We start from the raw sequence: 22,418 nt of genomic DNA, 5'->3' as shown, positions 1-22,418 counted from the left end.
ATATGGAAGCACGCCTGAATTATTGTCCGGGCGGTACCGGGTCCGAGCTTGCACCGCGGCCGGCGCCGATGCACATCGTGCTGTTCGGCGCGGGACACGTCGGTCATGCGCTCGTGCACCTGCTTGGCAGCCTGCCGTGCGTGGTCCAGTGGGTCGACGAACGCGACGAGCTGTTCCCCGACGAAACGCCGCCCAACGTGCAGATCGAAGCGACCGACACGCCCGAGGCGATCGTCGACGCGGCGCCGCCCGGCGCGTGGTTTCTGGTGATGACGCACAACCATGCGCTCGATTTTTCGCTGGCCTTGCGCATCATGCGACGGCGTGATTTCAGCTACTTCGGCATGATCGGCTCGAACACGAAGCGCGTGAAGTTCGAGCGGCGACTGCTCGAACGAGGCGTGGAGTTGGAGCGGCTCGCGGAGATGACCTGCCCGATCGGCGTCGAAGGGATCATCGACAAGGCGCCCGCCGCGATCGCGATTGCGGTGTGCGCGCAACTACTGCGACTGAGGACACGGCAGGCCGCGACGGTTCATGCGTTGGGGCAGGCCGCGAACCACGTCCGCGCAACGGAGCAGATCACGGTTTAGGCCATACGGCGCAACGGGGGCTTGCGCGCGACCAGCTCACCCGACACCTCGGACATCAACGTCCTCAGCCAGCCGATATCGCTCGGCCGATCCGGCTGCGGATGCCACAACTGATAGCAGCGGATGCGCGGAAACGCGATCGGCACGTCGACGACCGCGAGCGGCAACATGCTCGCGTAGTGCATCGCGAAACGCCGCGTCGTCGTGAAGATCAGATCCGATTGCAGTAGCGTCTGCGCGACGAGGCCGAAGTAGGGCAGCGTCGCGACGATGCGCCGGCTCGCCTTCGCCCGAGCGAAGCCGGTATCGATCGCGCCGCCGCGCGCGCCGCTGTAGGGTGTCGGCGCGAGATGCGGCGCGGCCAGATAGGCTTCGCGGCTGAGCGGCTCGTGTGTCAGCGGATGGTCCGCGCGCATCATGCACACGACGGTATCGGCGAACAGGTCGCTGCGCTCGAAGCGCGGATCGGGCTTCGGCCAGTTGCCGATCACCAGATCGAGTTCGCCGGCGTCGAGCGCGGCCGAATGATCGAGCAGCGGCCCCAGCGATTCGATTTCGAGCCGCGCATGCGGCGCCGCTTCGCGAAAACGCGCGATCACGGTCGGCATGAAGAAGTCGTTCAGATAGTCGGGCGCGGCGACGCGAAAAGTGCGGCGCGAGCGGCCCGGGTCGAAATCGCCATGCGGCGTCGCGACGAAATCGACATCGCGCAGCACGCGCTGCGCGGCCGCGAGCAGCGACTCGCCGTATTCGGTCGGCACCATGCCCGACTTGCCGCGCACCAGAATCGGATCGCCGAGCGTTTCGCGCAGCTTGCGCAGCGCGGTGCTGATCGCGGGCTGGGTCTGGTTCAGCCGCAACGCGGTCTGCGTGACGCTGCGCTCGACGAGCAGCGTGCGCAGCACGCGCACGAGCCAGATATCGAGGGAGGCGGCGGTGTCGTCCATGATCGAAGCGTGGCGGCGCGGGCGCTGCCGATGAGCTCGCCGCGCGGCGAGCGGGGGATGCGAAAGCTTAACCTTAGGCCCGTTTGCGCTTCGGCGGCATAGTGGGCACGGTATGGCCGGCATCAGCGCGACGCCTGCCGGCATCGATTCGTTCGGGCCGAAGCCGCAACCAGGACGCGGTCCGCAGCGGCCACCGTGTTATGCCGGTGTTGGTTTGTCCGGCAGCCCCCATGGCAGCGAACTGATCCGCTTCACCTCGCGCGATTCGAGCCAGTTCGGCGTGCGCGCGCAGTACAGCACCATCGGCAGCGCGTCCTCGCCCCAGAACAGCTGATCGTTCAGACGAAACGTCGGCACGCCATATACGCCGAGTTCGATCGCATCGGCGGTATTGCGCTGCAATTGCGCCTGCACGGCTTCGTCCTGGATCAGTTCCGGGCCGTCCGGCTTGCCGACGCGCTCGCACAGCTCGGCGAACGCTTCGTCGCTCGACGGATCGCGCCCCTCGCGCCAGATGAAGCGGAAAATCTCGCGCACGAATTGCACGTCGCCGTTCGCGGCGGTCGCGAGCAGCAGCGGTTTGATCGAATCGAACGGATGGGCGGGCGGCATTTTGTACGGGATACCGAGCTGCTCCGCGCGAAACAGCGCGTGCCGGTACATGAAGGTGCGCTTGGCGGGCACGCTGTACGCGGAGCGCTGGCCCCAGTGGCGATACAGATCGTTCAGCACGACCGGCGTGAACGCGAAGTCGAAGCCGGGCCATTTGTCGTATTGCTCGAGCAACAGGTAGGTGAACGGCGAGACGAAATCGTAAAACCACTGCCGCTGTTGGGCGTCGATGCCAACGGTCATAAATGTCTCCCGGGAGGGTGCCTGTGTCGGACGATGCGGACGGTGCGTCCGTTATCTCATCAAAATTGTAGCGATCTTACGCGGTGCGGTCCCGGCTTGCACCGGTCGATATCCCCTGGTGGCGGCAGGTGGGCGTAGTTCCGGCGGTATCGTCAGAGGCGCTCAGCCTTTGACTTTATCGGCCACCTGCTCGTCGGCCTCGTCCAGCCCACCCCGCGTGTCGCGGCTTTCCGTGAGCCGCCGCCGCACGAAGCCGATGTGCTCGCGCAGCACGTAGAACTGGTCCGCGTACGCGAGCGGCATCTTCATGCCGTTGACCGAGTCTTCGATCGCGTCGAGCCGCTCGATCAGCGACGCGCGTTCGGCCGACGAATGTTCGCTGAGCGCGCTGCGTTCGATCGCGATCAGCGCGCCGTACCAGCGATAGATGCGCGATTTGACGCGCCACGCGTACAACCCGGGCACGACGCGCAGCGCCGGCACCAGCAGCACGATCAGCGGCACGACGATCACCAGCAGGCGGTCCGCGAGACTCGCGATCCAGAACGGCAGCGTCCGGTAAAGGAAGCTCTTGCCCGACTTGTAGTAGCGCGCGGCGTCGTCGGAAAGCGGGAAGTCGTGCGCGAGCGGGGCGGGAAATTCGCCGGCGCGCTGCATCGTCGTCGCGCCGCCATGCACCTCGCGCGCGGCTTCGACCAGCAGATCGGACAGCGCCGGATGCAGCGAATCGCGCGCGATCAGCTCGGCGGTCGGCGCGACGATGCTGATTGAGTTCGCCGGCAGGTTCTTGCCGAGGTCGAAGGCGCCCATCGGCACCTTCAGCTGCGTCAGGTACGGAAAGCGGCGCGTGTACGCGTCGGCCTGCGAAAAATCGTAGAAGCGCACGTTCTGCGTGCGGTAGAGCTTGCCCATCACGGCCGGCTGCGCCGAGTCGCCCGCAAGGAAGGTCGCGTCGATCGTGCCGTCGATCAGCGCGTCGGCGGCTGCGTCGCCCGTCAGCGGCAGCAGTTGGGTCGGACCGCCCGGCACGATGCCGTTGGCCTTCAGCAGCGCGAGCGCGAGCTCGCGCGTGCCGCTGCCTTCGGGGCCGATCGCGAGGCGTTCGCCCTTGAACCCGGACAGCCAGTCGACGGGGGCGCCGCGGTAGAAGATCGCGAGCGGCACGTAAGCGACGCTGCCGAGCGACATCAGGCTTTTGTCCTTGTCGAGCCCGGCGGGCGCGATGCCGCTCTGCACGAAGCCGACGTCGACGTTTGCGTTCGGGTCCAACAGCCGCTTCAGATTTTCCTGCGAGCCCTGCGAGGCCAGCACGTTCAGCGTGATGCGGTTGCGCTCGAGGATCGTCTTGTACTTCTGCGCGGCGATCCAGAATGTGCTGCCGACGGGACCGGCGCTAATCGTCAGCGTATTCGGCGGGGCGGGCTGGATCAGCCGCACGGCGGCCCAGATTGCGACGATCACGAGCAGCACGAGCGGGCCGAACGAGACCGCCAGGTCGCGCCACGAGATCGCGACAAAACGGGCAACGAGATGGGTAGGGCGGGTGCGGCCGGTGTCAGGCTTCATCGGATCATCTGAAAGCGGCAGTCGATCGGGCTCGAATGCGCGAAGGCGGCTTGGGGGGCTTGGGCGGCGCGCCAGCACGCGTCGCGCCGATGGTACCTGAGATTGGCGCGGCCGCGAAACGCGTAGCCGCCCGTCACGCCGACAAACGCGTAACAAATGGTGAGCGCCGCGGTGAACGCCAGCATGAGCGCTGGCATGACGGCCGTGCAAATGCTTGCGCGACCGCGGAGAGTGTCTGCTTCTATCCGGCACGCATGATGCATCCGCTGTCGGCGCGCCACGCCGCACGCTAAACCCTTTGCGCTTCTGTGCCGGCTAGATTAAATTGTGCATCGCTACCGCGATCCAACGTTTGCGCGCGACCCCGGCAAGACGGACAAGAACCGGGTGCGTCGGCGGACGTCGCGGTTTGCCGGTTACCGGTAATCAGCCTCTCTCGCCTCTTGCACATCGTGTCACAGCCGTTGATGGCCGTCGCTCACGCGCGCGTTCGCGCGATGACGGCCGCCCGTAGTCGTAACGATGCCGCTTGTTCATGCGGTCCAATGTGAAACCAAGGAGAAGAGAGCTATGAAGACGGTCGGTTTTCTGAAAGCACTGGGTCCGGTTGTGGCGATGGTGGTGGCGTGCAACGTCTACGCCCAAAACGCTCCGGCAACCGATACGGCGTCGGCGGCAGCCGCAGTCAAGGCCGGCAAGCACGCGAATCACGAACTCGGCCGCAAGGTGCGCGCCGCGCTGGCCAAGACCCAAGGTCTCGACGTATCGAGCATCGCCGTGCGCGCGCGCGGCGGCGCGGTGACGCTGACCGGCACGGTGCCGGACCAGGGTCAGATCGATTCGGCCGGCGAAGCCGCCAAGGGTGTCGCGGGAGTGACGTCGGTGTCGAACAAGCTGACCGTGATGCAGCAGTAAGCGATGCGCGTGCGCGCGCGGCGCCGCAAGGGCCGCGTCGCGCCGCGGCTTGGTGCATGGGCGCCGTCACCGGCGTCGCGTAGACGGTTTGACGCCGCGCTTGCATCGCGGCGCGAGGTCTATCTATCAACCTGGAGGCTCCGGCATGATCGCCGGAGCTTTTTTTTCGCAGCCGGTTTTAAGGCGTGGCACTCGCGAGGTTTGCGGGACCGCAGCAATGCGGCTTGCCGCACGCACAGGTCCTGATGGAGGCGCGGCCGTCGCGGATTCGTGCGCTGCGACACATTACCGACGCATCGCGAGGCGTACTGTGACCAAGAGGGAAGAGGGAGCCAAGGTCATGGAAACCACGCTGTTTCGCTATATCGATCTGCCGATCGGCGATCGCGCGGCATTCGAACTGGTGTGCGCGCGACACGGTTTCGCGCCCGCGCATTTCGACATCAGCGCGAGCGCGGCACCCGGTGAGCCGGCGCACGAGCGGGTCGTCACCGTGCGGCGCGGCAGCTGGTCACAGTCGTATTACGACCGCCACGGTCAGTGGGTCAGGCAGTTCGAGGCGGATCTGACCTGCCGGTTTTTCAAATAGACACGGGTTGCGGTGTGCGCGCTTGACGCGTCTTCAGCGCCTCACGACAACACCAGCCGCACGCCGACCAGCGTCAGCGTCGCGGCGAGCAGATTGCGCAGCAGCGCGTCCGGCGCGCGCGAGGCCAGATAGCTGCCGATCGCGATGCCGGGCAGCGATCCCACCAGCAGCGACAGCAGCATCGACCAGTCGATCGAGCCGAGCAGCCAATGTCCGGCGCCCGCGAGCAAGGTCAGCGGCACCGCGTGCGCGATGTCGGAGCCGACGATGCGCGTCGTCGGCAGCATCGGATACAGCAGCAACAACACCGTGACGCCGATCGCACCCGCGCCCACCGACGTCAACGACACCAGCACGCCGAGGGTCGCGCCGGTCAGCATGGTCAGCGCGAGCGTGCGTGCCTGGCTCGGCGCGCGTTGCTTGCGCGCGCCGAGCGCCGCGAGCTGCGGACGGAACACCAGCGCGATCGCGGTAATCAGCAGCGCCGCGCCGAGCACGACCTGGATCAGCCGGCCCGCGCCGGGCGTATCCATTCCATAGCGATGCAGCAGGATCAGCGTGACGGTCGCCGCGGGCACGCTGCCGGCCGCGAGGCGCAGCGTGACCTGCCAGTCGACCGAGCCCTTCAGCCCGTGCACCAGCGTGCCGGTCGCCTTGGTGGCGGCCGCGTACAGCAGGTCGGTACCGACCGCGGTGGCAGGGTGCACCTTGAACAGCAGGACGAGGATCGGCGTCATCAGCGAGCCGCCGCCGACGCCCGTCAGCCCGACCAGAAAGCCGACGAACAGGCCGGAGACGGAGTACAGCAGATCGATGTGGGGTAGAGCCATTGAACGGACAGCTGACGCAGCGCGGGTGAAGGGTTGGGGCGGCAAGGCCGGCGTACGCGCCGGGCGGGTGGGTGCGGCGGCGTGCGGTGCGCTGCACGGCCGCGTCGGCCGGCGCCTCAGCGGCGAAAGGCGCTATTGTCGCAAAACTGCCGCGCCAGCGTGCGGCACTTGTTCAGGGGGAGCGCGTCGCGGCTGGCAGCGGGCCGCGTTCGGCGTGTACGGCGCTGATGTGCCGCATGGCGTGTGAGGTGCCGCTCAGAGCGCGCGGCGGATTTCGACGACGCCGAACGCCGCGAGCGTGAAGCCGACCACGCGATCGATCGCGACGCGTAGCCTGCTGCCGATCGCATGACGCGCGAGCGACACCATGGTCACCAGACAGCACCACCACGCGATCGAGCCGGCGAACACACCGCCGACCGTCGTCAGCGCGATGGCCGGCGAGAACGCGCCGCGTGGCGCGAGCGTCGTGAATAGCGCCGCGAACATGATGACGGTCTGCGGATTGGTCAGCGTCAACAGCAGCGCGCTCGCGTACGCACGCAGCGCGCCGGCGCGGCCGATCTGCGCGAGCTTGCCGTTGCCATTGCCATTGCCATTGCCATTGCCGTCGGCGGTTTCAGCGGGCGGCTTCTGCAGCAGCGCGCGCACGCCGAGATACAGCAGGAACAGGCCCGCGAGCAGATGCAGCGGGCGGTCGTACGCGAGCATGAACTGCGAAATGCCGACGAGGCCGAGCGCCGCGATCAGCCCGTAGGCCGCGTCGCCGCTGGCGATGCCGAAGCCGATCGCGAGTCCCGCTCGCGGACCGCCGCTCAGCGTTCGGCGGATGCACAGCATGCCCATCGGGCCGACCGGCGCGGCGATCGCGAGGCCGACGCCGGCGGCCGTGAAAAACAGACTGGTGGTGGACATGGGCAGGTTCTCGAGCGTTGTTCTGGTTGGGGCGGTCGCCTGCGGGCAGCCGGCGCACCCGCCAGCATAGCCAGACCGAAAATCGCGGGCAAGGGCGGGGATGGGTGAGACTCGACGCGCGATGACTCGCTTCAGCGCATCGGCCAGCATGGCGATGAAAGCTAACATCGCCATGCTCGCTTACAACGGCTTTTTTGTCAGAAAAACCAAAATGCCGCTCAGTTGCTTAACTGAACGGCATTGCGGCTCAATGCCGCTTTTTTGTTTGGCCGTGATATCGGGAAAAATTTGCCTAAAAATGAGATGGCCAGAGCAATCGTTAATATCTGTCAAAGAAGTTTTGTCTCAAATTAAAATCATTGACCGTGCCCCCGTTTAGATGCTTAATTCGCCGGGTGTTTTCTGGAAAATCAAAAGAGGTCAAATGGGACAACAGAAAAAGGAAGGTGCCGTGGGCGAGGAAGAGTGCCAGGTTTGTCGTGTCACCTATTCAATATACTCAAACTTCCCGCCAATGCCGTCTGCAATGGCGATGAACGTCGAAACCGGCGAATGGTTTCCGCAGGATAGGCTTCGGTCGTATTCGACCGGTTACGAAATGGCCGACGCCCTGGGTTATGCATGGGCGTGCGATTGCCGCGGTCGCACGGCAGCCTCAGCGCTGACGTCGAAAATTCGCACTCACGACGAGTATTACGTGCTCAAAAAAAGCGATGGCCAACCCCTCGCCAACGTGCGTTACAGAATTGTCGTTGACGGTAAACGGGTGATAACGGGAACCACAAGCCAGAGCGGACACACTGTGCGCGTAGTTACTCGCGGAATAGCAAACCTCAAACTTCAATTGGAGAAATAGGAATGCCGGAAAGTCCGGATTGGCTAACGGTTCACGACACCGCGTGTACAAACACGAACCCGAACTCATGCGTTGAAGTTCGGATTGCAGTGAACCTGTTGTCGTGGAATATTCCAGACAACAGTTACGGGGACAAGTTGCCTATCATTCCCTCATCCTCGCGTGTGATGCACGGAAAGATTCTGTACCGTCTGGCTATCAAAGTCACAATGAAAAGTCGTCGACGAAATTCTGTTTTCGGTCGCACCGTATCTATCAGCAGTAGCCGTCCCAACGACACAGTACAGGTCTCGGGCCCGACCGATTTAGACGGTTGCGCGACAGTTATTCTCGAATCGCGCGAATCAGGAGACTTGACACTTGCGGTCGCCGACGAAGATATAACGACGGTCCCTCTGCGGATAAACTGAAGGAAGCATGGTACGAAGCTGGCTTTCAGGTTACGCATTACATCATTGCAGACGAACGTGATGCGCACGGCCCAATGGTTCAGGCGCCTGGCGTGTCTGGAAGTCATCGGCAAGACTTCCTATATGGTGCAGCCGGCGTACCAATGCAGGGAACAGGCGAGACGTTGGATCATCGTTTCGTCCGGTGGAATGGCGGCGGCGGCGGGTGGCATAAAAATGCAGCCGGAAATCCGGATATCCTCAACAAGCCTGCACAAGCGCGCCTGAGTGAAACTGACGCCGCACATGGTCGGTTTGCTGATGTAGTGGCGAATCGTTCGATAGCTACTGATCCTACCGTTATTCCCGGGCGTTCGCGGGTTTATATTGCCTCTAGCGATGGTAGGCGAATAGTCGGCGAGCGGTCTGCCGATGATACGGGCGGTGGCATTCGCGGCGCACATATCGACCACTTCAGTGGTCCCGGAAGCGCGGCGACGCGCGCATGGCAAGCATCGGGAGGGGATCTCCAAAACGCCCGTGTCAAATTCCTGGATTATTAAATGAAAAAAGCTTTTCCTCTCCTGTTGTTTTTTCCATTTGTCTCTTTCGCGCTAGATGGGACGGGATCGGTCGATTTTGATTCGACAATAATTCCGCTATTGAATAAAAACTCCGTTTTGAGAGAACTCGTGCTGTGTAATTTCGATATCGTTGGCGATCCGATGGGGACGCGAATCGGCGACATTCAATCGAAGGCTCTAGGAGGGGATAGAATCGGGCCTTACTCAATGTGGGCAAATTGGCACGGGAATTCAGGTGTAAAGCCAGTGATTCTCACTATAAATACGCACACTGATTTTATCGACGCGCGCGGGAAGAAGGTGGGAGGCGATTTGAAAAAGGCGATTCGCATTCAAGAATACATCGAGAGTGTAACGATAGAGCCGCCGGAAAAAGACCAGCCGGAATCTGTCCCCGGTGGACTGAAGCACAGTATCGAGCCACAGACGTGCTCGGAAAAAAATGGCCAACGCGGCAGATAGCGCGATGCTGCCTCGTTCAGGCGGGGCTCCATACAGCCGGGTCACGCAAACCGGCACCACCATTGAGCAATAGGGTTATGGATAAACAACGTTTAGCACGGGCACTCAGCGCCTGGTTGTTCTGTACGTTGCTTGTCCCGACTGCCTACGCAGGAGGGTCGGTTAGCTTCAACGATAACATCGTGCCAATGCTGAAGGATCACCCGCAATTCAAGGAATTTATATTGCAATCGTTTTCGGTTACAGATACGGGATGGGGAGTCCGAATAGATAGTCCGACAATGCCCCATATGAGCGGCGCGCGAATGGGGCCATACAGGTTCCAGGCTATCTGGCATAGTCCGCATGGCGGCACTCCTATTACGCTTGTAATCGATACTAAGACGGAGTTTTTTGATAGCCACCGTCGGCAAATAACCGGCAGCGATCTACGCGAAACCACCTCAATTACGGAAACGCTGGACTCTATCGGAGGCGAGCCACCCGAAGCCCAATAGCTTCCGAACGGTACGGCTGCAATAATCGCCTCGCTTTGCGGGGCTTTCCATTCGAGCGTCAAGCGTGGGAAGCGTGAACGCACCGAAGGTGTGGTTCGTTGATGCGTGGCCGCGAGCACCTCCTTCAGTTGGACGATCCAGCAATTTCCTCCCAACTCCCCAGAATCCAGGTGCCAGCTTACGCAAGCGACCGAAATCACTCCACAGTTTTCAACGATCAACCATAATTTCCCCCAACCCCAAACCCACAAATCCGCTGCGCCGATGTGGCAAATCGATCAGGTGACGCTGCGCTTGTTCATCGCCGTGTGCGAGGAAGGCACGATCGCGCGCGCGGCCGAGCGTGAGTTCATCGCGCCGTCGGCGGTCAGCAAGCGGCTCGCCGATCTCGAAGCGCTCGTCGATGTCGCGTTGCTGTCGCGCAGCCAGCGCGGCGTGCGCGCCACCGCCGCCGGCGAAGCGCTGTTGCGCCACGCGCGGCTCATCATGCGCGGCCACGAACGCCTGCAGGCCGAGCTCAGCGAGTACGCGGCCGGCGCGCGTGGGCATGTGCGCGTGCTGGCCAACGTGTCGTCGATGGTGGAGTTTTTGCCCGAGGCGTTGTCGGCGTTTCTGCAGGCGAATCCGGCGATTCGCGTCGACGTCGAGGAGCGCGTCAGCGCGGACATCGTGCGCGGACTCGAAGAGGGTGTGGCCGATCTGGGCATCTGCCGCGACACCGTGCCGCTCGGCAGTCTCGACACGTTGCCATATCGCGCCGACCATCTCGCGCTGATCGTGCCGCGCGCGCATCCGCTCGCGGGCGAGACGCAGATCGGCTTCGAGCAGACGCTCGGGCTCGATCATCTGGGGCTCGCATCGAATGCGTCGGTCAACGCGCTGATGCAGCGCATCGCGCTGGAGAAGGGCAGCGAGTTGACTTACCGCACCTATGTATCGACGTTCGACGCCGCCTATCGCTTCATCCAGGCGGGTCTCGCGGTCGCGATCCTGCCGCGCGAGGCGCTGCCGCGCCATGCGGCCGACGAGTACGGCATCGTCGCCGTGCCGTTGCGCGAGGCTTGGGCCGCGCGGCGCTTCGTGATCTGCATGCGCGATCGCGCGGCGTTGACGCTGGCGGCCGCGCGATTGCTCGAGCATCTGCTGGGCGCCAGATAAGACGGGCGACGCACCTCGTCACCCGCGCCTTCGCCACCACCCCAGACAAACCCCTAAGCATTTCACCCAGGCGAGCGCCAAAGCCCGCCCCATCGGCCTGAGCGGCCATCGCGAGCGGCGATGGTGTGCTTCGTCAAAGCAGACTTTGCCGCGCGTCGTCACGCGGGCACGCTGTGACCCAGTCAGCGCATCACTTCCATCCAACGGGCCCTGAAGCCCGCGTCCACGACCAGGATTCCAACCAATGAATGAAACCCGCGAGCGCGTCGTCGTGACCGAAGTCGGTCTGCGCGACGGTCTGCAAAGCATTGCCCGCATCATGTCCACCGACGACAAGCGGCGTTGGATCGACGCCGCCTACGCGGCCGGCGTGCGCCACATGGAAGTCGCGTCGTTCGTGCCGGCGAAGCTACTGCCGCAAATGGCGGACGCCGCCGACGTGGTCGCCCACGCCCGTAGCTACGACGATCTCAGCGTGAGCGCGCTCGTGCCGAACCTGAAGGGCGCGCAGCACGCGCTCGCGGCTGGCGTAGAGCGCATCGTCGTGCCGATTTCGGTGAGCGCCGCGCATAGCGCCGCGAACGTGCGCAAGACACCCGCCGAGATGATCGACGCGTTCGCCGCGATGCGCGAGCTGATCGATGGCGCGTCCCCGGCAGGTGGGCGCCGCGTCGAGTTGATCGCCGGTTTGTCGACGGTGTTCGGCTGCACGCTGCAGGGCGCCGTGCCGTACGCGGATATCGCCGCGATCGCGCGCGCCGCGGTGCAGGCCGGCGCCGACGTAATCGCGCTCGGCGATACGACCGGCGAAGCGACGCCGCGTCAGGTCGGCGAGGTCATCGAGCTGGTGCGCGACGTCGCGGGCGACAGGCTGCGCTCGCTGCATTTCCACGACACGCGCGGTCTCGGGCTCGCCAACACGCTGGTCGCGCTGCAGCACGGGATCCGCGAGTTCGATGCGTCGCTGGCTGGTCTCGGCGGCTGTCCGCATGCGCCGGGCGCAACCGGCAACGTCAATACCGAAGACCTCGTGTTCATGCTCCACAACATGGGCTACGACACCGGCATCGACATCGCGCGGCTACTCGCATCGCGCGCGGTGCTGGCGCAAGCGCTGCCGGGCGAGCCGCTGTACGGCTATCTCGCGCGAGCGGGATTGCCGAAACAGTTCGCGCACGCGCAAGCGGTCGCGCGCGACTCCGCCAGCTACGCCGAATCTTTGCGTTGTCCCCATTCTTCCCTTCCGCAGGTGCCGCAATGACTCCGCTCTCCTCCGCTGCTTCAGCTTCGTCGTCGACGTCTTCGCCGCAGCCGGGTACCTTGCCGCTCGCGGGCATCCGCGTGATCGAGTTGTCGCATATGGTGATGGGTCCGACCTGCGGCATGATTCTCGCCGACCTCGGCGCCGAAGTGATCAAGGTCGAGCCGCCGCGCGGCGACAGCACGCGCCGGCTGCTCGGCACCGGAGCGGGCTTTTTCCGCACCTTCAATCGCAACAAGAAGAGCGTCGCGCTCGATCTCGACACTGAAGCCGGTCTCGCCGCGCTGAAGCAACTCGTCGATAGCGCCGACGTCTTCGTCGAAAACTTCAAGCCCGGCCGCATGGCGAGTCTCGGCCTCGATTACGCGACGCTGCGCGAGCGCAATCCCAGGCTGATTTACGTGTCCCACAAGGGCTTTCTCAATGGTCCGTACGAACATCGTCTGGCACTCGACGAAGTCGTGCAGATGATGGCGGGCCTCGCGTACATGACCGGTCCGGTGGGCCGTCCGCTACGCGCGGGCAGCTCGGTCAACGACATCATGGGCGGCATGTTCGGCGCGATCGGCGTGCTGGCGGCGCTGCACGAACGGCACGCGAGCGGCCGCGGCAAGGAGGTGCAGAGCGCGCTGTTCGAGAACTGCGTGCTGCTCTCGGCGCAGCACATGCAGCAGTTCGCGGCGACCGGCGTGGCCGCCGCGCCGATGCCCGAGCGCATCAGCGCCTGGGCCGTCTACGACGTGTTTACGCTCGCGCACGGCGAGCAGATGTTCATCGCCGCGACCGGCGACGCGCAGTGGCGCGCGCTGTGCGCGATTCTCGAACGCGACGATCTGCTCGCCGATGCGCGCCTCGCGACCAACAACGACCGCGTGCTCGCGCGCGGCTGGCTGCTGCAGACGCTCGGCGAAAGCCTGAGCCGTCTCGACGGCGCGACGCTCTTGCCGCTGTTCGAGCGCAATCACATTCCGTTCGCGTCGATCACGAAGCCCGAGGAGTTGTTCGACGATCCGCACCTGAACGCGAGCGGCGGCCTCGTACCGCTGAAGCTCGACGACGGCAGCGAAACCGCGATGCCGTTGCTGCCGATTTCTCTCGACGGTGCGCGTCTCGGGCCGCGTCGGCCGATCGCGAAGATCGGCGAGCACACCGTCGAGGTGCTGCGCGAACTCGGGTTCGACGACGCGCGGATCGCGGAGCTCGGCGGTGGCGTGGAATCGCGGGCGCCGCGCGCGGCTGCGTGAGCGTCGTGCCGCGCTTGACCCGGTGCAGCGGGCAATAGACCAATAATTCTGGAGACAGACGATGAAATCGTCGAATCAGGCGATGTACGCAACGGCGCTCGGCGATGCCGGCGCGCTGGGCGACTCACCCACGGACGCGGGCGCGGATGCGGCGGGCTCGGACCGCGCCGGCGCGATCGCGCTCGACGGCGCGCGCATTTCCGCGCGGCTCGACCGGCTACCCGCGACTCGCACGATCTGGCAGCTCGTGATGCTGCTGAGCTTCGGCATGTTCTTCGAACTCTACGACCTGATGTACTCCGGCTATATCGCGCCGGGACTCGTGCACAGCGGCCTGCTGACGGCCACGACGCGCGGCCTGTTCGGCACGAGCGGCGTCGCGAGTTTCATCGCCGCGCTGTTCGCGGGCCTGTTCATCGGCACGGCGGCCTGCGGCTTTCTCGCCGACCGCTTCGGCCGGCGCGCGATCTTCACCTGGTCGCTGCTGTGGTACACGGCGGCCAACGTCGTGATGGCGTTCCAGCACTCGGCGCTCGGATTGAACTGCTGGCGCTTTATCGCGGGGATTGGCATCGGCGTCGAGATCGTCACGATCGGCACGTATATTTCCGAACTCGTGCCGAAGCACATTCGCGGGCGCGCTTCGGCGTGCTCGCAGGCGGTCGGCTTCTGCGCGGTGCCGATCGTCGCGTTCCTGTCGTATCTGCTGGTGCCGCAACGCCTGTTCGGTCTCGACGGGTGGCGTGTGGTCGTGCTGATCGGCGCGATTGGCGCGATTGTGGTGTGGTGGATTCGCCGCGGCTTGCCGGAGAGCCCGCGGTGGCTCGCGCAAAAAGGCCGCCTCGACGAAGCCGACGCGGTGATGACGCGTCTCGAAGCACGCGTCGCGCGCGAGTATCGGCGCCAATGCGGCCTGCCGTTGCCCGAGCCGGCGCTGCCCGAACCGGTGCGCGCGCGCGCGGCGTTTCGCGATCTGCTGGTGCCGCCGTATCGTAAGCGCACGCTGATGCTGATCATCTTTCACGTGTTCCAGACGATGGGCTACTACGGCTTCGCGAACTGGATTCCGACGCTGCTGATCAGGCAGGGCATCACGGTGACGACGAGTCTGATGTACGCGAGCATCATCGCGATCGCGGCGCCGCTCGGGCCGTTGCTGGGGCTGCTGATCGCCGATCGCTTCGAGCGCAAGACCGTCATCATCTGCATGGCGGCGGTCAACGTCGTGTGCGGACTCGCGTTCAGCCAGGCGCGCGAGACGGCGCTGCTCGTGAGTCTCGGCGTGTGCCTCGTGCTCGCGGGCAACATCATTTCATACAGCTATCACGCGTACCAGGCCGAACTGTTTCCGACCGGCATCCGCGCGCGCGCGGTCGGCTTCGTTTACTCGTGGAGCCGGATTTCGGCGATGTTCTCGGCGTTCGTGATCGCCGCCTGCCTCGGTCGCTTCGGCGTGAACGGCGTGTTCGTGTTCATCTCGGGGGCAATGGCGATCGTCATGGTCGCGATCGGTACGCTGGGACCGAAGACGCGCGATGTCGCGCTCGAGGATCTTTCGAAGTAGCTAGGGCCCGTTATTGGCGTGAACGGGCCCTAGGCCGTGTTCACATTTGAAAGCGGCCCGAACGAGCAGGCAAGGGACGCGAACACGAGATAGCTGTCAGCGAGCTTGTCATACCGAGTGGAGACACGGCGAAAATGCTTGATACGGTTGAAGAAACGCTCGACCAGGTTGCGTGTGCGGTACAGCGCTCGACTGTAGCGGCGCTTTGTCTTGCGATTCGAGCGCGGAGGAATGACAGCCTTTGCACGAGCGGCCCGAATCTGATTCACGAAGGCATCGGAATCGTAGCCCTTGTCCGCGATGACTGCTTCGGTGCGCAGATGCTCGACCAGTTCTGCGGCGCACGAGATGTCGGCAACCTGTCCTTCAGTGATGATCAGTCGCAACGGACGACCTGCCGAGTCCACGGCCAGATGCAGTTTGGTACTCAATCCGCCCCGGGAACGCCCGAGCGCTTGCGGCCCACTTTTTTTGAGGCTCCGGCCGAATGCTGGTGCGCTCGCACGACGGTCGAATCGATCAGGACGCGGTCGATTTCCGTCTCGCCTGCCAGTGCATTCACCACCCGTTGCCAGACACCTGTTCGCCGCCAGCGTGAGAAGCGCATGTACACCGTATGCCATCGGCCGAATTCCGAGGGAAGATCGCGCCATGGACTGCCAGTGCGGGCAATCCACAGCACCGCTTCGACAAACCAGCGATTGTCGGCCGCCGTGCGACCCCGATCGCCTTCCTTGCCCGGCAGGATGGGTTCGATCTTTTCCCATACCTTGTCGCTTAGTAACGTGCGAATCATCCCGTCTTGCAATTGCAAAAAACAAGATGTAAACACATTTCGTCAAATGTAAACAGACCCTAGGAGTCCTGGCGAGTCTCGTCGTTGCTCGACAGCCGGTCCGATACGTTGCCGAGCAGCAGCGCGAGCAGCACCACGCCGATCATCGCGAACAGGAACCCGCCGATCATCGTGGCAAGTATCAGCGTGATCCATGAAATGCCGTTCATGTGTGCGGTTCCAGCGCGTTTGTCGGGGGCATCGTAACCCGTTCAGAACCACTTCTATGTGCGCTTGCCCGCCGTAAACCTGTCAGGCGACGCCGAACTATCGTCGCGTCGTGCCATTTCGCGGCGCGTTTTGCACGGGTGTCACAGTCATTGCGTAGGGATGGCGGACTTCGTTCGCTGTCCCCGACCCCCCTTGCGGAAACCCCGTAGTCCATTTTCGCAACCGGTTGGCGGAAATGCACCCGCTCGCACCCGACTTATTCCGCCATTGGCCCGCCTATTGCGGGGCGCTAAAGTCGTCCGATATCCGTGTTTCAGGTTTGAAACGTTAATCGCCACGTTTATATTCCCGCCATCAAGAAAAATGGATTAAATAATCTTTTCTGGCGCGTTGAGTGCTTGCATTTGGCGGCGGAAGGGTCGGTTGCGCGGGCGCTTGCGCGGATCGTCAGGGGACGTTGTCGATGGAGTCGGGCCCGCTTGGTGGGGGCGGGGGTGTTCCACTCATCAATAGCCAATTCCGGCAAAAAATCTCTTTTAAAATACGCCTCGGTGGGTACATAAGGCAGGGGACACGCCGTTTTTCGAGTAGCCGCGCAGTGTGCGCTGGCGTACACGTTCATTCTTTAAATTGCATTAAGATTTGCGAGTACATATTCAACCATATGCGGTTAGACGATTAATCCAGTGAAAAGACGATCGTTTCGGTATTGTGCCGAATTGCACTGGCCGATCACGTATTCATAGTGCCAATATGTCTGCACTTTCGGACATGACGGCAGAGCGCCGGAGGCCGTCGCTATGATGCACTGCGCGGAGTTCGCATTGTGCGTGATCGTAAAAGGTGTAGTAGATCGTTTTCTGTCGAGAGGATGACTATGACCTGCGCGAGTCTCGAGTCTGCAATGCTGCGCTGGGTGCATGCTCCGAATAAGGGCGTGCGTCGTGTCGCGATTCTGTTGTTCAACGACTGCTCGCTGCAAGGGGCGGGAGTTATCGCCGAGGTGTTCCAGGCTGCCAACGAACTTGCCACTTCCGGTTCGGGCGCGTGGCTGTACGACGTATCGTTCTTGTCCGCCGGCGGCGGCATGGTGACTTCGTCGTCGGGTTTGCGCGTCTGGACCGACGGACTCGACGCGCGCCATTACGGCGGCTTCGACGCGCTCTATGTGGCGGGCGGCAAGGGTGCGGCGGCGGCGGCGTGCGATGAGCGTCTGCTTGGATGGCTGCGGCGCGTGCGGCGCAACACCGCGATGATCCGGCCGATCGCCGAAGGGCGCGCGGTGCTCGACGCGGCGGCCCTGCCCGAGGACAAGGACGGGAGCGACCCGCGCGAGCCGGCCTTGGCCAGAAATGGCGTGGGCTCGGTGGAGCAGGGCGTCGTCGACCTTACCGACCGGCTGGAATCGATGCGCAGCGCGCTCGCGATGATCAAGCGCGATCTGGGCAACGCGACCGCGCGCTCGGCTGCCGAGCGGCTGCTGTCCGACTCGTGCGCGAACCTCGCGCCGCTGCTCGGCGAGGACGGCGGCATGAGTCCCGGCGACAAGGTTCGCGCGGCGGCGCGCTGGCTGCAGGAAAACTGCCAGCAGTCGATTTCGATTGCGGATGCCGCGCAGTTCGCGGCGATGAGCGAGCGCAACTTTCTGCGCCGCTTCAAGATGGAAATGGGTATCACGCCGTCGAGTTTCCTGTTGCACGAGCGCCTCGCGGTGACGTGCAGTCTGTTGACCGAATCGGAATTGCCGGTCGACAAGATCGCCCGGCGCACCGGGATGGGCAACGGCGACCGGCTCGCGAAAGTGTTTCGCAAGCGGATGAGGATTTCGCCGACCGAGTTCAGGATTCAAAGCCGCCGCATGGCAGGCGAGTAGCACCGACGGAGCCAGCCCGGTAACCGCGCATGACAGGCGGGGACCGGTCCGTTGTTCGCCGTACCTTGCAGATCGAAAAGGATTCCCGATATGTTGACGCAGGCAGGTGTGAGCGCCCGATCCGTCGAGCCGAACGGCGCAAGCGCCGGGGTTGCTGGCGCGCGCTGCGCGCACATCGTCCCGGTCATTCTCGCGGGCGGCTCGGGCACGCGGCTTTGGCCGGTGTCGCGCGAAAACTTTCCGAAGCAGCTGATCGACGTGGTCGGCTCCGACTCGCTGCTGCAGGCGACCGCGCGGCGGCTCGAGGGCTTCCCGGCGGGCTGGAGCGTCGACGCTTCGCCGATCGTCGTGTGCGGCGAGGAGCATCGCTTCGTGATCGCCGAACAGTTGCATGAAAACGGCGTCGACGCGCGTCTGATCGTCGAGCCCGCGCGCCGCGACACGGCGCCCGCGCTGACGCTCGCGGCATCGCTCGCGTGCGCGGCCGGCGACGACGCGATCCTGATCGTGATGCCGGCCGACCACGCGATCGCGGACGTGCCTGCCCTGCAGCGCGCGCTGGCGTGCGCGGCGCACCACGCGAGCGAGGGCGCGATTGCGACGCTCGGTGTGCCGCCGACGCGTCCCGACACCGGCTTCGGCTATATCCGGATCGGCCCGGCATTGGCCGCTGGCGGCCACGCGATCGACGGTTTCGTCGAGAAGCCCGCCGAGGAAATCGCGAGGCAATACCTGGCGGCCGGCACCTACTGGTGGAATAGCGGCATCTTCATCGTGCGTGCGCGCGTGTGGCTCGACACGCTCGCGGCGCTGCGGCCCGACATGCATGCGCCGTGCGCAACCGCGTTCGCGAGCGGCAAGCAGGACGGCGACGTATTCCGGCCATCGCACGACGCGTTCCTCGACGTGCCCGCCGATTCGATCGACTACGCGGTGATGGAGCGTTTGACCGAACCGGCGCCGGCGCAAGACGACAGCGCGAGCAACGTCGAAGCGCAAGGCGCGGCACAGAACGCTTTGCAAGCTCAAAGTCGAGCCGCGATCATTCCCCCCGGCGTCGTGATCCCGCTCGAAGCCGGCTGGTCCGACCTCGGCTCATGGGACGCGGTATGGGCCGCGATGGAGAAGGACCCGAACGGCAACGCCGGGCGCGGCCGCGTGGCGTTCGAAGGCGCGGTGTCCTGCTATGCGCATTCGGAAGGGCGGCTCGTCGCGTGCGTCGGCACCGCGAACGTCGTCGTGGTCGAGACCGCCGACGCGGTGCTCGTGGTGGATCGCTCGCATGTGCAGGACGTCAAGGGGCTCGTGTCGCGCATCAAGGCGCAGCACGCGCCGGAGGCCGACGCGCATCGCAAGGTGCGGCGCCCGTGGGGCTTCTACGACTCGATCGATCGCGGCGAGCGCTTCCAGGTCAAGCGCATCGTCGTGACGCCCGGCGCAAAGCTGTCGCTGCAACTCCATCATCATCGCGCTGAGCATTGGGTGGTCGTGCGCGGCACCGCGCTCGTCACGCGCGGCGAAGAGCAGTTCCTGCTCAGCGAAAACGAATCGACCTACATTCCGCTCGGCACGCGTCACCGGCTCGAAAACCCCGGCAGGGTGCCGCTCGAAATCATCGAAATCCAGTCGGGTACCTATCTCGGCGAAGACGACATCGTGAGGTTTGACGACAACTACGGCCGCTGCCCGTAGGCAGCCCATGCACGCCCCTTTTTGCGTACAGGAACGGCAGAACGAGGTAAGTAAAATGCGCAAGTTTCAGGATCTGCTCGCGCGGATTTTCGATGTCGCTCTGGTATTGGCGGGTGCGACCGCGGCGTCGCGGATCCGCTTTGATTATCTCGGCCAGTCGGGTTTCTACTGGGCGCTGGTGATGTTTTCGGCTGCGTTCGCGCTCGCGATCTTCCCCGCGTTCGGCGTCTACGAATCATGGCGCGGCCGCTCGAAGCTCGGGCTTGCCGGTCAGGTGTCGCTCGCGTGGCTGATCGTGCAGGCCTGCGCGCTCGTGTTGATGTACTCGCTGCATCGCATCGATATCGTGTCGCGGCTGTGGTTCTCGTACTGGACCGCGACCACGGGTGGCCTGCTGATCGCGAATCGGGTGATCGCGCACGCGGTGCTCGCGCGGGCGCGCGGCGCGGGCATGAACCTGCATCAGGTGGCGATCGTCGGCAGCGGTTCGCAGTGCGATGCACTCCTGCGCCGCATCGAGTCGGCGCCGACTGCGGGCTTTCGCGCGACCGCCGTCTACAACACACGCCCGGACGACTCCGGCGTGACGAATCCGCGCGTGCCGGTGTTCGATCGCGTGGATCTGCTGGCCGACTACATTCGCACCAACGACGTGCACGAGTTATGGCTGATGCTGTCGCTGTCCGAGGAACCGCTGATCTGCGCGCTGATCGACGAGTTCCGCGACGACCTCGTGAATATCCGCTTCATGCCGGACGTGCGCAGCCATGCGCTGTTCGAAGGCAGTGGCGTGGTCGATCTGCTCGGCGTGCCGGCGATCAATCTGGTCGCCTCGCCGCTGTCGGCCAACGCGATGCTGAAAAAGGAAATCTTTGACCGGCTGTTCGCCGCGGCCGCGATCGTTGCCCTCGCGCCGCTGCTGCTGGGCATCGCGATCGCGATCAAGCTGTCCTCGCGCGGACCGGTGCTGTTCAAACAGAAGCGCAAGGGCGCGGACGGCCGTGTGTTTACGATCTACAAGTTCCGCTCGATGCGCGTGCATACCGAAGCGAAGGGCACCTTGAGCCAGGCGACGCGCAACGACAAGCGCGTGACGAAAGTGGGCGCGTTTCTGCGCCGCACGAGCCTCGACGAGCTGCCGCAATTTTTCAACGTGTTGCGTGGCGACATGTCGGTCGTAGGACCGCGTCCCCATGCGCTCGAGCACGACGACCTCTATCAGAAGGTGGTCGCGGGCTATATCAATCGCTACCGGATCAAACCGGGAATCACGGGCTGGGCGCAAATCAACGGCTTCCGTGGCGAAACCGACCGCATTGAGAAGATGGAGCGTCGCGTCGAACATGACCTGTACTACCTGGGTCACTGGTCGTTCGCACTCGACATGCGGATCATCGGCGCGACGATTGTCGCCGGACTGGTGCATCGAAACGCTTACTAGAAAGTCGATAACAACGCCTCGGGGCGAAGGAGTAAAGATCATGAGCTCACTTGGTTTTCGCACAGGAAGTCTTGTGGTTTTCGCAAGCGCAGCATTGCTTTCCGGATGTCAGATCGTACCGGGACAACGGATGATCACGCCGGCCGCGATTCAGGACACGGGTGGCGAATTCAGTACCGAAGCCTCGCAGCAGAAGCAGATTCCGATCACCGATATCAATCTGGAACTGCTGAAGAAGATGAATGCCGACCAGACTGCCTCGGCGTTGCCGCCGACGACGACGGGTCTGTTCGGCAAGCCGGCCGTCTACAGGGTCGGCCCCGGAGACGTGCTGCAGATCGTCGTGTGGGATCACCCGGAACTCGCGGCCGCGCTGGGACAGCCGCCGACGACCTCGCGCCCTTCCGATGCAAGTCCGGGCTTCCTGATCGACGAGAACGGCGACATCCAGTTTCCGTACGCGGGCAACCTGCACGTCGCCGGCAAGGACGTCGCGACGATCCAGCGCGAGCTGCATTCGCGGCTGAGCAAGGTCTATCAGAAGCCCGAGGTGACGGTGCGCGTCGCGTCGTTCCGTAACGCGACGGTGTATATCGACGGCGAAGTGCGCACACCGGGCACGCAATCGATCAACGACGTTCCGATGTCGCTGACGAACGCGATCGGCCTGAGCGGCGGCTTCAACACGACCGCGGATCGCAGCCGGGTCGATCTGATCCGCAACGGCACGACCTATAGGCTGAACATCGACGACCTCGTCAAGCGCGGCCGCAATCCGTCGGATATCTATCTGCAGCCGGGCGATACCGTGCGCGTGAACGGGCGCGAAGACAGCGGCGTCTACGTGATGGGCGAAGTCAACAAGCCGGCCACGGTGCTGCCGTTGCGCAACGGCTCGCTGACGCTGTCGCAGGCAGTCTCCGACGGCGGCAGCTTCGACTCGAATACGGCCTCGGGGCAGCAGCTGTTCGTGATCCGCAATTCGACCAGCGACTCGCCGCAGATCTATCACCTCGATGCGACCTCGCCGGTGGCGATGCTGCTTGCGAACCAGTTCGAGCTGCAGCCGAAGGACATCGTGTACGTCGGTCAGGGCGGTCTGGTTCGCTTCAACCGTGTGTTGAACCTGCTGTTGCCTGCGATCAACGCGGCGGTGACGGGAGTCGTCGTGTCGAAGTGAC

The 22,418-nt window shown here is 64.0% G+C and carries 24 protein-coding genes; 16 read left to right on the top strand and 8 right to left on the bottom strand.

The features are described 5' to 3' along the window. The first annotated feature begins 2 nt into the window (after positions 1–2). Positions 3–593 carry a xanthine dehydrogenase accessory protein XdhC gene (gene xdhC / locus OKW28_RS37725; protein WP_429452990.1) on the top strand — a complete coding sequence of 197 codons (591 nt, stop codon included), beginning with the start codon at positions 3–5 and terminating at the stop codon, positions 591–593. On the opposite strand, the gene OKW28_RS37720 is transcribed toward xdhC, so the two are convergent. The 4 genes from OKW28_RS37720 to OKW28_RS37705 form a co-directional block, all read right to left on the bottom strand. Next, the gene (locus OKW28_RS37720; protein ID WP_429452988.1) at positions 590–1,540 is read right to left on the bottom strand and encodes a LysR family transcriptional regulator; all 951 of its coding nucleotides are present in this window, start codon (positions 1,538–1,540) and stop codon (positions 590–592) included. The two genes, xdhC and OKW28_RS37720, sit on opposite strands and share 4 nt — an antisense overlap. A 198-nt stretch (positions 1,541–1,738) precedes the next feature. Beyond that, positions 1,739–2,395: a 2-hydroxychromene-2-carboxylate isomerase gene (locus OKW28_RS37715; protein WP_429452986.1), complete on the bottom strand. Its 657-nt coding sequence runs from the start codon at positions 2,393–2,395 to the stop codon at positions 1,739–1,741. Between the two features lie 162 nt (positions 2,396–2,557). Continuing rightward, positions 2,558–3,961, bottom strand: coding sequence for a TAXI family TRAP transporter solute-binding subunit (locus tag OKW28_RS37710; RefSeq protein WP_429452984.1), 1,404 nt, complete (start codon positions 3,959–3,961; stop codon positions 2,558–2,560). Next, positions 3,958–4,146: a hypothetical protein gene (locus OKW28_RS37705; protein WP_429452983.1), complete on the bottom strand. Its 189-nt coding sequence runs from the start codon at positions 4,144–4,146 to the stop codon at positions 3,958–3,960. Before OKW28_RS37705 ends, OKW28_RS37710 begins: the two co-directional genes overlap by 4 nt. A 385-nt stretch (positions 4,147–4,531) precedes the next feature. Here OKW28_RS37705 and OKW28_RS37700 point away from each other — a divergent pair, with 385 nt between their 5' ends. Then, positions 4,532–4,876 (top strand): BON domain-containing protein, encoded by a 345-nt coding sequence (locus tag OKW28_RS37700; RefSeq protein ID WP_429452981.1) that lies wholly within the window; start codon positions 4,532–4,534, stop codon positions 4,874–4,876. A 340-nt stretch (positions 4,877–5,216) separates the two neighbouring features. After that, positions 5,217–5,465, top strand: a complete 249-nt coding sequence (locus OKW28_RS37695) for a hypothetical protein (protein ID WP_184041125.1) — start codon at positions 5,217–5,219, stop codon at positions 5,463–5,465. A 41-nt stretch (positions 5,466–5,506) separates the two neighbouring features. On the opposite strand, the gene OKW28_RS37690 is transcribed toward OKW28_RS37695, so the two are convergent. Continuing rightward, the gene (locus OKW28_RS37690; RefSeq protein WP_429452979.1) at positions 5,507–6,295 is read right to left on the bottom strand and encodes a sulfite exporter TauE/SafE family protein; all 789 of its coding nucleotides are present in this window, start codon (positions 6,293–6,295) and stop codon (positions 5,507–5,509) included. 255 nt (positions 6,296–6,550) lie between these two features. After that, entirely contained in the window at positions 6,551–7,210 is a 660-nt protein-coding gene (locus OKW28_RS37685; RefSeq protein WP_184055495.1) for a LysE family translocator, read from the bottom strand. Between the two features lie 121 nt (positions 7,211–7,331). Between OKW28_RS37685 and OKW28_RS37680 the strand changes: the two genes are divergently transcribed. From OKW28_RS37680 to OKW28_RS37640, 9 genes are all read left to right on the top strand, one after another. Then, a complete protein-coding gene (locus OKW28_RS37680) occupies positions 7,332–7,589 on the top strand; it encodes a hypothetical protein (RefSeq protein WP_429452977.1) in 258 nt (85 codons plus the stop codon). Positions 7,590–7,634: 45 nt separating this feature from the next. Next, positions 7,635–8,066, top strand: a complete 432-nt coding sequence (locus OKW28_RS37675) for a hypothetical protein (RefSeq protein ID WP_429452975.1) — start codon at positions 7,635–7,637, stop codon at positions 8,064–8,066. A gap of 455 nt (positions 8,067–8,521) precedes the next feature. Beyond that, on the top strand, positions 8,522–8,743 hold the full coding sequence (locus OKW28_RS37670; RefSeq protein WP_429454651.1) for a hypothetical protein: 222 nt from the start codon (positions 8,522–8,524) through the stop codon (positions 8,741–8,743). 38 nt (positions 8,744–8,781) lie between these two features. After that, positions 8,782–9,018, top strand: a complete 237-nt coding sequence (locus OKW28_RS37665; protein ID WP_429454592.1) for a 3D domain-containing protein — start codon at positions 8,782–8,784, stop codon at positions 9,016–9,018. Then, positions 9,019–9,501 (top strand): hypothetical protein, encoded by a 483-nt coding sequence (locus OKW28_RS37660; protein ID WP_187627369.1) that lies wholly within the window; start codon positions 9,019–9,021, stop codon positions 9,499–9,501. Positions 9,502–10,262: 761 nt separating this feature from the next. After that, a complete protein-coding gene (locus tag OKW28_RS37655; protein WP_429452973.1) occupies positions 10,263–11,156 on the top strand; it encodes a LysR family transcriptional regulator in 894 nt (297 codons plus the stop codon). 244 nt (positions 11,157–11,400) lie between these two features. Next, complete coding sequence (locus OKW28_RS37650; RefSeq protein WP_429452971.1) at positions 11,401–12,417, top strand: hydroxymethylglutaryl-CoA lyase; 1,017 nt, start codon at positions 11,401–11,403, stop codon at positions 12,415–12,417. After that, positions 12,414–13,661: a CaiB/BaiF CoA transferase family protein gene (locus OKW28_RS37645; protein ID WP_429452969.1), complete on the top strand. Its 1,248-nt coding sequence runs from the start codon at positions 12,414–12,416 to the stop codon at positions 13,659–13,661. Before OKW28_RS37650 ends, OKW28_RS37645 begins: the two co-directional genes overlap by 4 nt. 61 nt (positions 13,662–13,722) lie before the next feature. After that, the gene (locus OKW28_RS37640) at positions 13,723–15,225 is read left to right on the top strand and encodes an MFS transporter (RefSeq protein WP_429452967.1); all 1,503 of its coding nucleotides are present in this window, start codon (positions 13,723–13,725) and stop codon (positions 15,223–15,225) included. A 29-nt stretch (positions 15,226–15,254) separates the two neighbouring features. Here OKW28_RS37640 and OKW28_RS37635 read toward each other — a convergent pair. Both OKW28_RS37635 and OKW28_RS37630 read right to left on the bottom strand, forming a co-directional pair. Further along, positions 15,255–16,021 (bottom strand): IS5 family transposase gene (locus OKW28_RS37635; RefSeq protein WP_429448108.1). Its coding sequence is split into 2 segments (ribosomal slippage): positions 15,255–15,703 and positions 15,703–16,021, totalling 768 coding nucleotides; the frame shifts between segments, so codons are not numbered across the junction. Positions 16,022–16,080: 59 nt separating this feature from the next. Next, a complete protein-coding gene (locus tag OKW28_RS37630; RefSeq protein ID WP_176109418.1) occupies positions 16,081–16,230 on the bottom strand; it encodes a hypothetical protein in 150 nt (49 codons plus the stop codon). A gap of 878 nt (positions 16,231–17,108) precedes the next feature. Here OKW28_RS37630 and OKW28_RS37625 point away from each other — a divergent pair. From OKW28_RS37625 to OKW28_RS37610, 4 genes are all read left to right on the top strand, one after another. Continuing rightward, entirely contained in the window at positions 17,109–18,104 is a 996-nt protein-coding gene (locus OKW28_RS37625) for a helix-turn-helix domain-containing protein (protein ID WP_429454590.1), read from the top strand. A gap of 90 nt (positions 18,105–18,194) precedes the next feature. Continuing rightward, positions 18,195–19,796, top strand: coding sequence for a sugar phosphate nucleotidyltransferase (locus tag OKW28_RS37620; RefSeq protein WP_429452965.1), 1,602 nt, complete (start codon positions 18,195–18,197; stop codon positions 19,794–19,796). Positions 19,797–19,851: 55 nt separating this feature from the next. Continuing rightward, entirely contained in the window at positions 19,852–21,237 is a 1,386-nt protein-coding gene (locus OKW28_RS37615) for an undecaprenyl-phosphate glucose phosphotransferase (RefSeq protein WP_429452963.1), read from the top strand. 40 nt (positions 21,238–21,277) lie between these two features. Beyond that, positions 21,278–22,417, top strand: coding sequence for a polysaccharide biosynthesis/export family protein (locus OKW28_RS37610; RefSeq protein ID WP_429452962.1), 1,140 nt, complete (start codon positions 21,278–21,280; stop codon positions 22,415–22,417). Position 22,418 lies beyond the last annotated feature (1 nt).

This window comes from Paraburkholderia sp. 40, assembly GCF_050434105.1.
GTDB classification, from domain to species: domain Bacteria; phylum Pseudomonadota; class Gammaproteobacteria; order Burkholderiales; family Burkholderiaceae; genus Paraburkholderia; species Paraburkholderia tuberum.
Note: the sequence above shows the minus strand (reverse complement) of the source record. Positions and strands in the feature narration are given on the sequence as shown.